The following is a 14,536-nucleotide window of genomic DNA, read 5'->3' as shown; positions in this document are numbered from 1 at the left end:
GATTATGCGTCGTTTTAATTTAATTTCCTAAAAAGAATGAGGTCCCTCCATCCGACTTTGTCAGGCAAAACCGAAAATATTTGTCTAAAAGTTTTTGAAAATCGGTCTTCCGTTTGACAAAGATTTCAGATGGGAGCCTCTATAATACCGCAGTATCAGCGCATAACGCCGGAGGGATGACGGTGTACATCTGCCGCTGATCCAACAGGCGCATGACACAGCGCACGTATCGCACGGAACAAATGGTGCCAGGAAAGAAGAGCACAACGCATAGCGTACACGACACGGGAAAGCGGTACAAAGAGGTGTGGAAATGCGGACAACTACATATAGATGCCGGCTGCGGCCCGGGGATGGGACGTGGGTGAGCATGACTCAAAAAACAGCATATTGTAAGAACCAGCATATCGTAAGAAAGAGTTATCGTATGAAACATGGAAAGGGGAGGCTGATCGTCATGAAAAAAGTATCTTGGAGGAAATTGGCTTTGCAGGTGGCAGGATTTGGTGCGGGAGGATTGGCGGTGATGGGGTATTTCCCAGTGGGACTGGCCTGGTTCTCGGCGGTATATCTGGAGAACGCGTACCGGGCCCTGATTTTTCCGGCGGTACTGATTGGAATTGCTACCCAGGGGACGCTGCTGCAGGTGGCAAAGTATGGACTTTGTATGGTGATCGTCGTGGTATTGACCAACCTTCTGGAAAATGGAGGAGAACGGGTCGGAAAGTGGGCAGTGGGTTTTTTCGCCGGAGCCGGGATCGCTGCAATGGAGTTTACCGATTATTTATTGATGGTACGGCCGGTTGGCGACCTGATTCGGGGCATTTGCGAGGGAGTCCTTGTATTCTCACTGACGGTTATCTTTGATATTATGATCGGCAAGTTTTTATATTTTTCCTTTCGGAAGAAAGAAGAGAACGTGGAAGAGTATAATCCGGTGCGGGAGAAGATGAAGGGCCTGGCAGAGTCCTTTCAGAATCTGGCCAGCACGGTTTCCCAGATGCCCAGCTACCAGGAGACTTTATCGGAGCAGGACGTGGGACGGATGTTTGATGAGATCGCGGACCGGATCTGCCAGAACTGCGAGCGGAAGCAGAAATGCTGGAAAAATGATTTTCTGGATACGTACAAGCTTACATACGAGATCTTTACGGATATCGAACAAAATGGGGAACGCCTAAGCCCGGGCATAGAGCAGCAGTTTTCCCACCGTTGTATCCACAGCAAGCGGTTCCTGAAAGAGACCGTGGATATTTTTAAGAGAGCCAGGCAGAACCTGCTCTGGAATAATAAATTGATGGAAAACAGAGAGGCCGTAGCGGCGCAGCTAAGCGAGGTGGCCCAGATCATGGTCACGGTCGCGGACGATATGAAGGAGGGGGAACAGCAGAATGAAGACTTAGAGGATATGATCCGAAAAAAGTTAAGAAGTATGAGAGTGTCGGTTTCTTCCGTCTCCATGCTGGAGAACAGGGAAAAACGGCAGGAGGTGTACCTGACCATGAAAGAACAGCGGGGAAAATGTATCTCGACCAAAGAGATCGCAAATGCGCTATCCAAAGTGATAAAGAAGCCCATGGTGCCGGCCAGGGACAGCCGGAATTTCGTAGGGCAGGAATATGGGACGACTCAGTTTGTGGAGGATACAAATTTCAAAGTGCTGTACGGGGTGGCCAGGTCTACCAGAGAAGACGAAAAGATCTCCGGAGATAATTTCGCATTTACTCAAACAGAGAACGGACAGCTGGTGGTCAGTCTGTCCGACGGTATGGGATCGGGTATCCCCGCCTGCCAGGAGAGTGAGCAGGTGATCGAACTGCTGGAGCAGTTCCTGGAGGCTGGGTTTTGCAAAGAGACAGCCATTAAATTAATTAATTCTGCGCTGGTCATACGGACCGATGCACAGACCTTCTCCACGGTCGATATCAGCGCATTTGACTTATATAGCGGGGTGTGTGAGTTCCTGAAGGTCGGAGCCTCCACAACCTTTATTAAACGGGACCACTGGGTGGAGGCCATCACCTCCACCAGTCTTCCCATGGGTGTTTTCCATCAGCTGGATTTTGATTCGACGAATAAAAAACTGTATGACGGTGACTTTGTCATTATGGTCACTGACGGCGTGCTGGACGCTCTGCCCATCGAGGAGCAGGATACGCTGATCCGGGAGATTATTATGGAAGCGGATACAAATAATCCAAAAGAGCTGTCCAGGCGCATTCTGGAGCGTGCAAAAGAATATAATGACAATAAGGCCAGAGACGATATGACGGTTCTGGCTATCGGAATCTGGAAAAAATAAAGAGGAGGGAAAAAGGAAAAGCCAGCTTGCATTTTCTGCCGGAACTCTATATATTTAAAGGATGAGAAGGAGCTTCGGGACATGATACACAAAATATGGAAATATATCACGGAAAATGACATGCTGAAGGCCAATGACAGGGTAATTGTAGGCGTATCTGGAGGAGCGGACTCCGTATGCCTGCTTTTTACGCTGATGGAAATTCGCAGGGAGATTCCGCTGACACTGGTGGCGGTACATGTGGAGCACGGTATCCGGGGCGCGGATTCCGAGGAGGATGCGCGGTATGTACAACAGCTCTGTCAGGAATATGATATCCCTTTTCGGAAATACTGTTACCGTGTGGCTGAAATCGCCAGGGAAAAAAAGCAGTCCGTGGAGGAAGCCGGAAGGGAACTCCGCTATCAGGCATTTGAAGAGGCATGCCGGGAGTATAAAGCGAATAAAATAGCAGTGGCACACCATATGGATGATGACGCGGAGACTGTGCTGTTAAATCTGTTCCGGGGAAGCGGACTTAAGGGAATGGCCGGAATCCCGGCGGTAAGAGGGAAGATCATCCGTCCTCTGCTGTGCGTTTCCAGACAGGAGATCGAGCAGTATCTGTCAGAGCGTGGAATCGCCTACCGCACAGATGCGACCAACCTTACGGAGGAGTATGTACGGAACAAGGTCCGCCTGAATATACTGCCTTATGCTGCACGTGAAATCAATACAAAGGCAGTAGAGCATATCGTAAAGGCTGCCGGTCAGATAAGGGAAGCCCAGGAGTTTCTGGAGTCCTATGCCGGCGAGCGTTTTAAAACCTGTGCTGCGATACAGGATCATAAGGACTGTGCGGATAGGACCGTGAGGCTGGATGTCTCAGCCATGTCTGCGGAAAAACCTGTGATCCGCCGCCTCCTGCTGCGCCGTGCAGCGGAGCTGCTGGCTGGACAGATGAAGGACATCACTGCCAGGCATATTGAGATGCTGGATCAGCTTACAGGAGCGGGGGTGGGGAAGGAAGTACATCTGCCTTACGGGATCATCGGACGGCGTGGTTATGATCACATCGATCTGGTCCGGATCATGCCGCTTACAGAACCCCAATTCGACCATTCTGATAGCAGGGAACGCGTTCAGATGCGAGGCGCGGTGCCGGCGGCATTTGATTATCGGGTTCCGGGCGGAGTGGCGGTTGATCCGGAGGAGCGTGGAATTTTAAAATTACCGGGTTACCGCTTCCTGTTTAAGGTCAGGAAATGCGAGAATTCCGAAGCTTTTCCGGAAAAGAACTATACGAAATGGTTTGATTATGATAAAATAAAAAATGGTGTCCGGATCCGGACCAGGCAGACGGGAGATTACATGATTGTCAATTCGGGGGGGGATCACCAGAAACTGAAATCCTATTTTATCGACCGGAAGATCCCCAGGGAGAATAGGGACAGCATCCCGCTTCTGGCGGATGCGGATCATATCATATGGATTATCGGATATCGTATCAGCGAGTGGTATAAGATCACCAAAGATACAAAAAGAATCTTAGAAGTACAGGTAGAAAAGGAGAATTGAGATGGCGGATAAAATAAGCGTGTTATTGACGGAGCAGGAAGTTGATGACAAGATCAAAGAAATCGGTATGCAGATCAGCAGGGACTATGAAGGTAAGGACGTTCACCTGATCTGTATTTTGAAGGGCGGCGTATTCTTTATGTGCGAGTTGGCCAAGAGGATCACCGTGCCCGTATCTCTGGACTTTATGGATGTCTCCAGCTACGGAGACGATACCAGCTCCAGCGGTGTTGTGAAGATCGTGAAAGATCTGGATGAACTGCTGGAAGGCAAGCATGTGATAATTGTAGAAGATATTATTGATTCCGGACGGACTCTTCACTATCTGATGGAGATCCTTAAGAAGCGCAACCCGGCGAGCTTAAGGCTCTGTACCCTTCTGGATAAGCCGGAGCGCAGAGTAGTGGATGTGAAGGTGGATTATGTCGGATTCAATATTCCAGATAAATTTGTGGTGGGCTACGGCCTGGACTACGCTCAGAAATATAGAAATCTCCCCTATATCGGAGTAATTGAGCAGTGAAAGGAGATTTGACATTTGAATAAGCAATCAAAGGGGATGGGATTCTATCTGCTGATCCTTGTGGCAGTGCTGTTCGTATTCATGATGCTGAACCAGAATATGCGCAGTACGGATGACTACACCTATAAGCAGATGGTCACGGACCTGAAGGAAGGCAAGGTTACGAACGCCAGAATCCAGCAGAATCAGGAAGTCCCTACCGGTAAGGTGGAACTGTATCTGGATTCCAACGAAGTAAAGACTCTGTTCGTATCAGATGTGAACGAGACGGAAGTGCTTCTTCGGGACAACGGAATCGACCCGATTCTTACAGACGTGGCCAGGGATAATAAATTTTTAACCATCGGGCTGCCGATCCTGGTAACCGCAGGGCTGGTCATTTTCCTGTTTATGATGATGAACCGGCAGGCAGGCGGAGGCGGCGGAACGAAGATGATGAACTTCGGCAAGAGCCGCGCCAAGATGGCCAATGACTCCACTGTGCGGGTAACGTTTAAGAACGTAGCCGGTCTGGATGAAGAAAAAGAGGAGTTAAAGGAGATCGTGGACTTCCTGAAAGCTCCGAAAAAATATATACAGGTAGGTGCCAGGATTCCCAAGGGAGTTCTGCTGGTAGGCCCGCCCGGAACCGGTAAGACTCTGCTGGCTAAGGCGGTGGCAGGGGAAGCGGGGGTTCCGTTTTTCAGCATCTCCGGTTCGGATTTTGTGGAGATGTTCGTTGGCGTGGGCGCGTCCCGTGTCCGCGATCTGTTCGAGGAAGCCAAGAAGAATGCCCCCTGTATTATTTTCATCGATGAAATAGACGCGGTAGCCAGGCGCCGTGGTACCGGTATGGGCGGCGGCCACGACGAGAGAGAGCAGACCTTAAACCAGCTTCTGGTAGAGATGGATGGTTTCGGCGTCAACGAGGGAATCATCGTAATGTCCGCCACCAACCGTGTGGATATACTGGACCCCGCGATCTTACGCCCCGGCCGCTTCGACCGTAAGGTGGGAGTCGGTCGGCCTGATGTAAAAGGCCGGGAAGAAATACTGAAAGTACACGCCAAGGGCAAACCCCTGGGCGATGATATCGATTTAAAACAGATAGCCCAGACCACCGCCGGATTCACCGGGGCCGATCTGGAAAACCTCTTAAACGAGGCGGCCATCTTCGCGGCCCGGGAAGAGCGGGATTACATTATCCAGCAGGACATCCGCCGTGCGTTTGTCAAAGTCGGAATCGGAGCGGAGAAAAAAAGCCGGGTAATCACAGAAAAAGAAAAACGCATTACCGCCTACCATGAAGCCGGCCATGCGATCCTGTTCCACGTACTGCCCGATGTGGGCCCGGTCTACACCGTATCCATCATTCCCACCGGAATGGGTGCCGCCGGCTACACCATGCCCCTGCCGGAAAGCGACGAGATGTTCAACACAAAGGGCCGCATGCTCCAGGATATTATCGTAGATCTGGGCGGCCGGGTGGCAGAGGAACTGATCTTTGACGATATCACCACCGGAGCCTCACAGGATATCAAGCAGGCCACCGGAATCGCCAAATCTATGGTCACCAAGTACGGCATGTCAGAGGCTGTAGGCCTGATCAGCTACGACAATGATGAAGACGAAGTATTCATCGGCCGGGATCTGGCACACACCAGAGCCTACGGGGAGTCCGTAGCCCAGAAGATAGACAATGAAGTAAAACGAATCATCGATGAGTGCTACGCGAAAGCCAAAGCAATCATCAAAGAGCACGAAGAAGTGCTGCACCGCTGTGCCGATCTCCTGTTAGAAAAGGAAAAAATCAACCGCGATGAATTTGAAGCTTTATTCCAGCCCGAAGCCTGATTCTGTGCAATAAAACGGGGACTTTCGTCAGAATGCCGAAAGTCCCTTGTCAATTTCTCACAAAAAAACATATCCATTTTTGTAAAGTTTGTGCACACTTATCCGCCCCTCAATGCTATAATAATCATTGTAAAAACCCCCCCCAATACATTATATAGTTTTTGCTACACCCCATAAGAAAGAAATACCTTCTCCAAAGAAGCCAGCGCCAGCTGGCTTCTTTACTTTGGGGTTTTAATGGGATGAGGGGGATTCCATGTTTATATAATATTAAAATATATATGAGATAAAGTGTACAAGTTTAATGTCCTATTTCTAACTTAATTATTAATTGTAAAATTTACTGTCACATCAGAGGGATGCGTGATTGGCTCTTGAAGTACTTATCTGATAAAAGACTATAAGGATAGCATATTATATGTGTAAAAAAAGCGCTCAATAGCCCTCGATCAGTCTTGAGAGGATATATCCGATTGTTTCATATTCAAATATCTTTTAACAGAAAAATAGACAGAACAGACGAAAAAAGCACCAAAAATCATACATCTTAAAAACAAATCGAAAGGCAATACAAGAGTCTCACGAAAGAAAGTAATTTTAATTTCTTTCGTGAGATGTAACGCTTTACCTGCACTGTTAATAAAGACAGAGAGTTCTAAAATTAATCGATATATTGTCTTGCTGGTAAATTCTATAAATGAGACTTCCATGGGATATAGCGCATGTCTAACATATTTTTCAAACTGCGCCAAAATTGTAATGAGCCAGTATAAAGGAATAAAATATATACTGGAATTTTGAGATTTGACCGAACTATATAAGATAACTATATTCCATACTATAAATACGATAAATAACAGTATACCGAAAACTTTATTATCATTAACCGCTATATCTAAATCGTATTTACAATATCTTGTTATTATATTAAATATAACAAATAGGACTAATAGCGCAGTGAATTTTTTATTTTTCATTTTAACACCTCTGTATTTCTTAAGTTAGGCATCGCTATTTTATATGCCGTTTTTTATTAAAAATTTTGATGGAATAATAACCAGAATAGCCAATAAAAAATATATTGATAAAAATCCTTAAAAGATAGTCTGCGTAGGGATTATTTATAAAACCAAATAAATTTATATTCACTGATACAGGAATGCTAAACAACTCCCATGAATAGTTTATAAATACTGAGATAGTTGATATTAATTGTATGATATCTTTATATAAAAATATTAAATTGGTAGGAATCCAATGAAAGCTCGAAACCAAAGCATTGAGAGGAAATGAAATTTGATGAATCAATGTAATAAGCCAATAAAGTAAAACAAAATATATGCTCGTATTACCTGATGCCATAGACAGTTTTAATATTATGAAGTTACAATAAAGAAATATAATAAAAATAAAAAAGTAAATAAAATTTAAACCTTCTAAAACAGAACCGCTATATTCTATCTTACCTGTAAAACAAACATAATATTTCAGGAAACTACAAAGATAATTAAAAATAATAAAACTGATCAAGAAAATAACAACAGATTTTTTACCCCGAATGAAATATTTCAATTGACGCCCCCCTCATACTTCCTGATTAATAAGGGAAAATAATTACTGCGGTTTTTTGGGACCCGTTAATCATAACTATCTTTAATATTAACATGCAAAATGGATAATTCAATACAATAACTGATTTTAAATTTGGGTTGGTAAAACTATTTGACAAGGAGTGATCCCTAGAGCGTGCCGTTTACCGGTTACAGATAGGTAGGAGGATGTATCCGCTGCAGGAATGATTGGAGCAAGCGTATTCCTTTGGAAAGAATAAGTTTGCATAAAGCTATCCTCTGCTATAGAATAGAAGTAATATAAGCTGACATATAATGATATAAAAGGAGTATCGGGATGTATTTGGAAGACTTGGAAATATTGGAGAAAAAGCAGAAATATATCAACAGCCTGAATCCCATTTTGAATAAAAAAGCGATTTTCAGCGATGGGACGCTTACCTATCGGAATCCTATGGAGCCGGAGCCAGGGGAAACTGTTACGATCCGGTGCCGGACGGGGAAAAATAATGTGGACAGTGTATATTTTATCAGCGGACAGGTGCGGCAGCTGATGGAAAAAGAACTGACGGAGGGGCCGTTTGATTACTATAAGGTGGAAATAACGGTAGGGCAGGAGCCGCTTCTTTATTTCTTTGAGATTAATGCAGGACGGATACGGTGTTTTTACAATGAACGCGGGATTTCTAAAGATCTCCAGGAATATTACATGTTCAGCATCGTGCCGGGTTTCAAGACGCCGGATTGGGCCAAGGGCGCGGTGATGTACCAGATTTTCGTGGATAGGTTCTACAACGCAGATCCCTCCAATGATGTGGAAAACCGGGAATATATCTATATTAAAGAAGGAACCAAGAAGGTAGACGACTGGTACCAGCTTCCGGACGCGATGGATGTCAGATCCTTCTACGGCGGTGATTTAAAGGGCGTTATGGAGAAACTGGATTATCTGCAGGAACTGGGGGTGGAGGTCGTCTACCTGAACCCCATTTTCGTATCCCCATCCAATCACAAGTATGATATCCAGGATTATGATTATGTGGACCCGCATTTCGGCGTTATTGTAAATGACGGGGGCGAACCGCTGCCTGAATGGGAGAATGATAATGCGAGAGCGTCCAAATATATACAGCGGGTTACTGACAGGGAGAACCTGGAGGCCAGCAATGAACTGCTGATCAAACTGATCGAAGAGATTCACAGACGGGGTATGAAGATTATTCTGGACGGGGTGTTTAATCACTGCGGTTCCTTTAATAAATGGCTGGACAGGGAGCGGATCTATGAGGGGGCTCAGGGATATGCGCCCGGTGCTTATGTGTCTGCGGACAGTCCTTACCGGAATTTCTTTAAATTCAATAATGAGCATGAGTGGCCCTATAATCCGTACTATGACGGGTGGTGGGGGCATGACACACTGCCGAAGCTAAATTATGAACAATCCCGGGAACTGTATGATTATGTGCTGGGAGTGGCCGTAAAATGGGTGTCGCCGCCATTCTCGGCGGATGGCTGGAGGTTAGATGTGGCTGCGGATCTGGGTCATACCGGCGAGTTCAACCACAAGTTCTGGAAGGATTTCAGGAGGGTGGTGAAGGAGGCGAATCCGCAGGCGCTGATCGTGGCCGAACATTATGGGAATCCCGGAGCCTGGCTCCAGGGCGACGAATGGGATACGGTAATGAACTATGACGCGTTTATGGAGCCGATTACCTGGTTTCTGACGGGAATGGAAAAGCACAGTGATGAGTTCCGGCCTGATATGCTGGGAAACGCGGAAAACCTGGTGGGCGCGTTAAAACACCATATGTCCAATTTCCTGATGCCGTCCATGCTGGTAGCCATGAATGAGCTGTCGAATCATGACCATTCCCGCTTTTTGACCCGCACGAATCATGTGGTGGGCCGTGTGGGCCGCCTGGGACATGAGAAGGCCGAAGAGGGGATAAATAAAGGCGTATTCCGGGAAGCTGTGGTGGCTCAATTTACCATGCCCGGAGCTCCTACGATCTATTATGGGGACGAAGCGGGGCTGTGCGGATTTACAGATCCGGATAACCGCAGATCCTATCCCTGGGGAAGAGAGGATCTGGAGCTGCTTGATTTCCACAAAGAGATGATCCGCATCCACAAAGAAAATAAAGTGCTGACTTTTGGATCGATCCTGCTGCTGGCGGCGGAGCAGAACATGGTGAGCTATGCCAGGTTCGACCGCAGACAGCAGATCGTTATCGCCATGAACAACCGGGAAGAGGAGGCCCTCATGGAGATATCCGTATGGGAGACCGGGATTCCCCTGGAATGTGAGTTGGAACGGCTGATGCTGACCACCCGGGAGGGTCATACGACGGAACCGGAGAGGTACAGGGCCATGGAAGGCAGGCTGGAATTAAGGCTGCCGCCATTTTCCTCCGTAATCCTGAGAAGACGGACATAGCCGGTTATTATAGCACCTGCATGGATCGCATTTAATAATCGGTATTGCTGTCTGAAGTTTGGTCTTTTGTAGCGGACAGCTCCTGGAATAGATTTTCGTAATAGTCTTTAAAAATACTTTGTTTTCGCCATAAAAACGTAATATCATGAGTGATCCGGAAATCATGAAGCGGGATGCGCTGCATCCGGCCGGCTTCCAGATCCTCCATGGCTGCGGCTTCATACAAAAATGTGATGCCGCAGCCTTCTCTTACCAGAGAAAGGAGTGCGCGGATGCTGCTGATCTGTGCGGTATTTGAAAAATCGCCGACCGTCAGGTTACAGCTTTCCAGATAACGTTCCAATACCCCTCTGGTTCCCGAGCCGGCTTCCCGGAGCAGAATCCGCTCTTCCAGCAGATCTTCAATACAATGCACTGGTTTTTTAAACTGGTAATCAGAAGCGGTGACCGCGATAAACGGCTCTTTGGCATAAACCAGATAGTCGTATTCGCTTTTATTAAAAAATCCCTCTACCAAAGCGAAATCAATCTCTCCCTGGTTAATCTTGGCCAGCAGGTCCTGCGTATTGGACACGATCATTTTGACCGATGTGTTCGGATGATTTTTCAGATAAGAAGCGATATGATGGGGAATCAGGAATTCCCCTACCGTCAGAGTCACCCCAAACGTCAGGCTCGACTTCCCGGCCTGCAGCTGGTGCAGCTGGTCTCTCAGATGTACATCATCATGCTTCATCGTAATCGCGGTATTCAGAAGCAGGCTGCCGGCATCTGTGAGGCTGAGCTTTTTGCCCGCGTACCGGAATAATTTCGTTTGATAATCCATTTCCAGACAATGGATATGCTGGGAGACGGCCGGTTGTGTAATATGGAGCTCCTCGGCGGCCTTTGTATAGCTCATATGCCTGCATACGCTCAGAAACGTATTGATTCGAAAATCCAACATAAGATCACCTCTTTGTTTAATCATAACATATATTTATCATTTGATAAATATATATAATTTTATCTTATTCTTATTCCATGATATACTCTCCCTTGTGAAAATGGAAAAATGAGGAAATAAGTTTAGACGCATTCCATGCGTGTGGGAGGAAATTATGAAAAAGAATGCAAAAGGGGTACTTTTATGTCTGCTCATCGCAATACCGGCCTGGTTCCTGGGAACGCTGCTTCCGGTGGTGGGAGGACCGGTGTTCGCGATCCTGATCGGTATGGTTGTTACACTTCTGCTGAAGGATAAGCAGGCGGTACAGCCTGGAATCGGCTTCACATCGAAGAAGATACTGCAATACGCGGTCATTTTGTTAGGTTTCGGCATGAACCTGACCGATATCCTGCTAAAAGGGAAACAGTCGCTGCCGATCATCATCGCGACCATATCTACGTCACTGATCATAGCGGCGCTGATGTTCGCACTGATGAAGATGCCTTATAAGATATCGGCCCTTGTGGGGGTAGGCTCCTCGATCTGCGGCGGTTCAGCCATAGCCGCGGCTGCGCCTGTCGTGGGCGCGGACGATGAAGAGATCGCCCAATCCATATCCGTCATCTTCCTGTTTAATATAGCTGCCGCGCTGCTCTTTCCCACATTGGGCCATCTGCTGGGGTTAAGCAATGAAGGTTTCGGCCTCTTTGCCGGCACGGCAATCAATGACACATCATCCGTGACAGCTGCCGCTTCCGCCTGGGACGGTATACACGGGAGCAACACGCTGCAGGCCGCCACTATTGTAAAGCTGACAAGAACACTGGCCATTATCCCGGTTTCTCTCATGCTGGCCTTTATCCGTGTGAAAACCGAAAAAAACAAGGACACAGCCAACATCCAGTTAAAACAGATTTTTCCGGTCTTTATTCTGTTCTTTATCCTGGCCTCTGTCATCACAACCGTATTCAACCTGCCGGCCATAGTAACATCCCCGCTCAAAAACCTGAGTAAATTCTTTATCATTATGGCCATGGCAGCCATTGGGCTGAATACCAACATCATCCGCCTGATAAAAACAGGGGGAAAACCGATCCTGATGGGATTCTGCTGCTGGGTGGGAATCACCTGTGTCAGCCTGTGCATGCAGTACTTTTTGGAAATCTGGTAGGATAAGGAGCGCCAACCCGCAGCCAGCCAGTTGTCACGAAAGAATTCTTTTTTCTTTTCAAAGAATATGTTATGATAAGGATACTGTTATCGACAGAGCTTTGGGGAGGACTTAGAGATGTATGACAGAGTACAGGGCTGGATGTATGCGTTAGAGCATCATACTGTATTTGCTGCGGTTAAGAAGGGATTTCTGCTGGTGATACCGATTGTATTGACCGGCTCCTTTGCGCTTCTGATCAGAAGCTTCCCGATCCCGGCGTTTCAGGAATGGATCGCCGAGTTTGGTGGGGGCTTTTTGCTGCGCCTGATGAACTTTATTTTTGATTCGACTTCAGGATTTGTTTCCCTGTATCTGGTACTGGGAATCAGTTATTATTATTCCGGTGAATTTGTGGCGGGGAATACAGGGCTTCGGCTGATGGCTATGACGACGGCTTTGGCCTGTTTCATTGCGTCCTTTGGAGGAGCCAGCGGCTCACTGGAGCTTGAGAGCTTTGGAACAATCGGAGTATTCACTGCGATGCTTTGTTCGATTCTGGCTACCAGATTGTTCTTTGCCATGGAATTAAATGTCTTTCGGAGGTTCCGCTCCTACGCGGCCGGGGTGGATATCCATTTCCGTAGTTCCATGACCGCTATCCTTCCAATGGCGGTTAGTGTCGCCGTATTTGCGGTGAGTAATCTTTTGATGGATACGCTTCTGCATGTTGCGAATCTCAACGATCTGATCAGTACCCTTCTGCAGTCACTTTTTGGTAATCTGCATGGGGAACTGGCGAATGGAGTACTGTTTACCTTTCTTCAGAATTTACTGTGGATTTTTGGAATCCATGGCGGAAACGCATTGGACACGGTCGCCCAGACTGTGTTTACAGGAGAACAAACGATTATATCAAAATCATTTCTGGATAACTTTGCAGTGATCGGCGGCAGTGGGACTACGGTTTGCCTTCTGCTTGCGCTGATCCTGATTTCAAAGGTTAAGAGTAACCGGAATCTGGTGTACTCTGCAGCCCCCCTTGGTTTATTTAATATAAATGAAATACTTGTGTTTGGATTGCCGATTGTATTGAATCCGGTTATGATCCTACCTTTTATTCTGGTGCCTGTGTTATCTCTCATTATCGCCTATACCGCAGTGACGGTGGGTTTTATGCCGCCGGCGACCCAGTCGGTTACCTGGACGACTCCGGTTTTTTTCAGCGGTTACCTGGCTACGGGTTCCTGGCGGGGAATGCTGGTGCAGCTGATCATACTGGTGGTTGGAACCGGCATTTATCTGCCTTTTGTAAAGCTGTGGGAGAGAGTGCAGGCGGACGGAAGCCAGTATATGGTGGCTGAGCTGACGAGGTGTTTCCGGACCGGCGAAGAGGAAGGTTCGGATATGAACTATCTTTCGCGGAATGACAGTGTTGGTATGATAGCTAAGGCAATGGCGGAACAGCTCAGAAGTGATGTGGAAAATAAAGCGGTCCCTGTCTTTTATCAGCCGCAGGTGGATGATCGGGGACGGGTGATTGGAGCCGAAGCGCTTCTGCGCTGGAAATATAAGGAGGAGACCGTGTACCCGCCGTTAGTCATAGCCCTGGCCAGAGAGGACGGCTGCTATGAAGCGCTGACCTGGTGTATTTTGACTACCGTATGCCATGATCTGTACCGGATTCGCGGGAAGGTGGAGCCGGATTTCCAGATATCCGCGAATATTGTGGCAGAACAGCTGAATAACGAAAAGCTGATCCGCAATATGATCCGTTTGGCCGCGGATTTTGGTGTAAATAATCAGCTGATCCTGGAAGTGACGGAGGAGACATCCCTGGTGAATCTGCCGTATATAGGAGAAAATATTGAATTGCTCAGTGAAAATGGGATTTTTATGGCGATCGATGATTTCAGTATGGGTCAGACCTCGCTCAAATATCTGCGCTCCAACCGGTTCCGCTATGTGAAGCTGGACGGCAGCCTGGTACGTCAGATTGTGGACAATGCCAGATGCAGGGAGATCGTGGGATCTATTATTAGTCTGGGTAAAAATCTGGGCTTCCGTGTTGTGGCGGAATGGGTGGAAAATGAAGAGATTCGGAATGTTCTTCTGGATTTGGGATGTACAATGTTCCAGGGCTATCTGTACAGTCCTGCAGTGCCTTTTGAGGAGCTTATGAATTTCTGCTCCTCTTATCAATCGGCATGGATGAAATAAGAAAAGGGAGTAATG

9 protein-coding genes are annotated in these 14,536 nt (G+C 47.2%); 7 read left to right on the top strand and 2 right to left on the bottom strand.

All coding sequences use genetic code 11. The annotated features are described in order from the left end of the window. Window positions 1–457 precede the first annotated feature (457 nt). The 4 genes from ABC831_RS09060 (at window position 458) to ftsH (ending at window position 6,215) form a co-directional block, all read left to right on the top strand. Window positions 458–2,302, top strand: a complete 1,845-nt coding sequence (locus ABC831_RS09060) for a SpoIIE family protein phosphatase (RefSeq protein WP_343247823.1) — start codon at window positions 458–460, stop codon at window positions 2,300–2,302. Between the two features lie 81 nt (window positions 2,303–2,383). After that, window positions 2,384–3,859 (top strand): tRNA lysidine(34) synthetase TilS, encoded by a 1,476-nt coding sequence (gene tilS / locus ABC831_RS09055; protein WP_343247822.1) that lies wholly within the window; start codon window positions 2,384–2,386, stop codon window positions 3,857–3,859. A gap of 1 nt (window position 3,860) precedes the next feature. Then, window positions 3,861–4,382, top strand: a complete 522-nt coding sequence (gene hpt / locus ABC831_RS09050; RefSeq protein WP_343247821.1) for a hypoxanthine phosphoribosyltransferase — start codon at window positions 3,861–3,863, stop codon at window positions 4,380–4,382. Between the two features lie 36 nt (window positions 4,383–4,418). Further along, entirely contained in the window at window positions 4,419–6,215 is a 1,797-nt protein-coding gene (gene ftsH, locus ABC831_RS09045; RefSeq protein WP_343247840.1) for an ATP-dependent zinc metalloprotease FtsH, read from the top strand. Window positions 6,216–6,664: 449 nt separating this feature from the next. Here the strand turns inward: ftsH and ABC831_RS09040 are convergent, their stop codons facing one another. Next, a complete protein-coding gene (locus ABC831_RS09040) occupies window positions 6,665–7,192 on the bottom strand; it encodes a hypothetical protein (protein WP_343247820.1) in 528 nt (175 codons plus the stop codon). A gap of 931 nt (window positions 7,193–8,123) precedes the next feature. On the opposite strand from ABC831_RS09040, the gene ABC831_RS09035 reads away from it, so the two are divergent. Then, a complete protein-coding gene (locus ABC831_RS09035; RefSeq protein WP_343247819.1) occupies window positions 8,124–10,223 on the top strand; it encodes a glycoside hydrolase family 13 protein in 2,100 nt (699 codons plus the stop codon). A gap of 31 nt (window positions 10,224–10,254) precedes the next feature. Here ABC831_RS09035 and ABC831_RS09030 read toward each other — a convergent pair whose 3' ends face one another. Further along, window positions 10,255–11,169, bottom strand: coding sequence for a LysR substrate-binding domain-containing protein (locus tag ABC831_RS09030; protein ID WP_343247818.1), 915 nt, complete (start codon window positions 11,167–11,169; stop codon window positions 10,255–10,257). A 154-nt stretch (window positions 11,170–11,323) separates the two neighbouring features. Between ABC831_RS09030 and ABC831_RS09025 the strand changes: the two genes are divergently transcribed. Together ABC831_RS09025 and ABC831_RS09020 are read left to right on the top strand one after the other, a co-directional pair. Then, window positions 11,324–12,322: a YeiH family protein gene (locus ABC831_RS09025; RefSeq protein ID WP_343247817.1), complete on the top strand. Its 999-nt coding sequence runs from the start codon at window positions 11,324–11,326 to the stop codon at window positions 12,320–12,322. A 117-nt stretch (window positions 12,323–12,439) separates the two neighbouring features. Further along, window positions 12,440–14,521, top strand: coding sequence for a PTS sugar transporter subunit IIC/EAL domain-containing protein (locus tag ABC831_RS09020; RefSeq protein ID WP_343247816.1), 2,082 nt, complete (start codon window positions 12,440–12,442; stop codon window positions 14,519–14,521). The last annotated feature ends 15 nt before the right edge of the window (window positions 14,522–14,536 follow it).

It is taken from the genome of Diplocloster hominis, assembly GCF_032380655.1.
Classification (GTDB): domain Bacteria; phylum Bacillota; class Clostridia; order Lachnospirales; family Lachnospiraceae; genus Diplocloster; species Diplocloster hominis.
This window is presented reverse-complemented; position numbering and strand designations above follow the sequence as displayed.

What these genes read in the sequence shown, in the direction of transcription:
- ABC831_RS09060 (WP_343247823.1), top strand. Translation starts at nt 458, where the DNA reads ATGAAAAAAGTATCTTGGAGGAAATTGGCTTTGCAGGTGGCAGGATTT.
- tilS (WP_343247822.1), top strand. Translation starts at nt 2,384, where the DNA reads ATGATACACAAAATATGGAAATATATCACGGAAAATGACATGCTGAAG.
- hpt (WP_343247821.1), top strand. Translation starts at nt 3,861, where the DNA reads ATGGCGGATAAAATAAGCGTGTTATTGACGGAGCAGGAAGTTGATGAC.
- ftsH (WP_343247840.1), top strand. Translation starts at nt 4,419, where the DNA reads ATGGGATTCTATCTGCTGATCCTTGTGGCAGTGCTGTTCGTATTCATG.
- ABC831_RS09040 (WP_343247820.1), bottom strand. Translation starts at nt 7,192, where the DNA reads ATGAAAAATAAAAAATTCACTGCGCTATTAGTCCTATTTGTTATATTT.
- ABC831_RS09035 (WP_343247819.1), top strand. Translation starts at nt 8,124, where the DNA reads ATGTATTTGGAAGACTTGGAAATATTGGAGAAAAAGCAGAAATATATC.
- ABC831_RS09030 (WP_343247818.1), bottom strand. Translation starts at nt 11,169, where the DNA reads ATGTTGGATTTTCGAATCAATACGTTTCTGAGCGTATGCAGGCATATG.
- ABC831_RS09025 (WP_343247817.1), top strand. Translation starts at nt 11,324, where the DNA reads ATGAAAAAGAATGCAAAAGGGGTACTTTTATGTCTGCTCATCGCAATA.
- ABC831_RS09020 (WP_343247816.1), top strand. Translation starts at nt 12,440, where the DNA reads ATGTATGACAGAGTACAGGGCTGGATGTATGCGTTAGAGCATCATACT.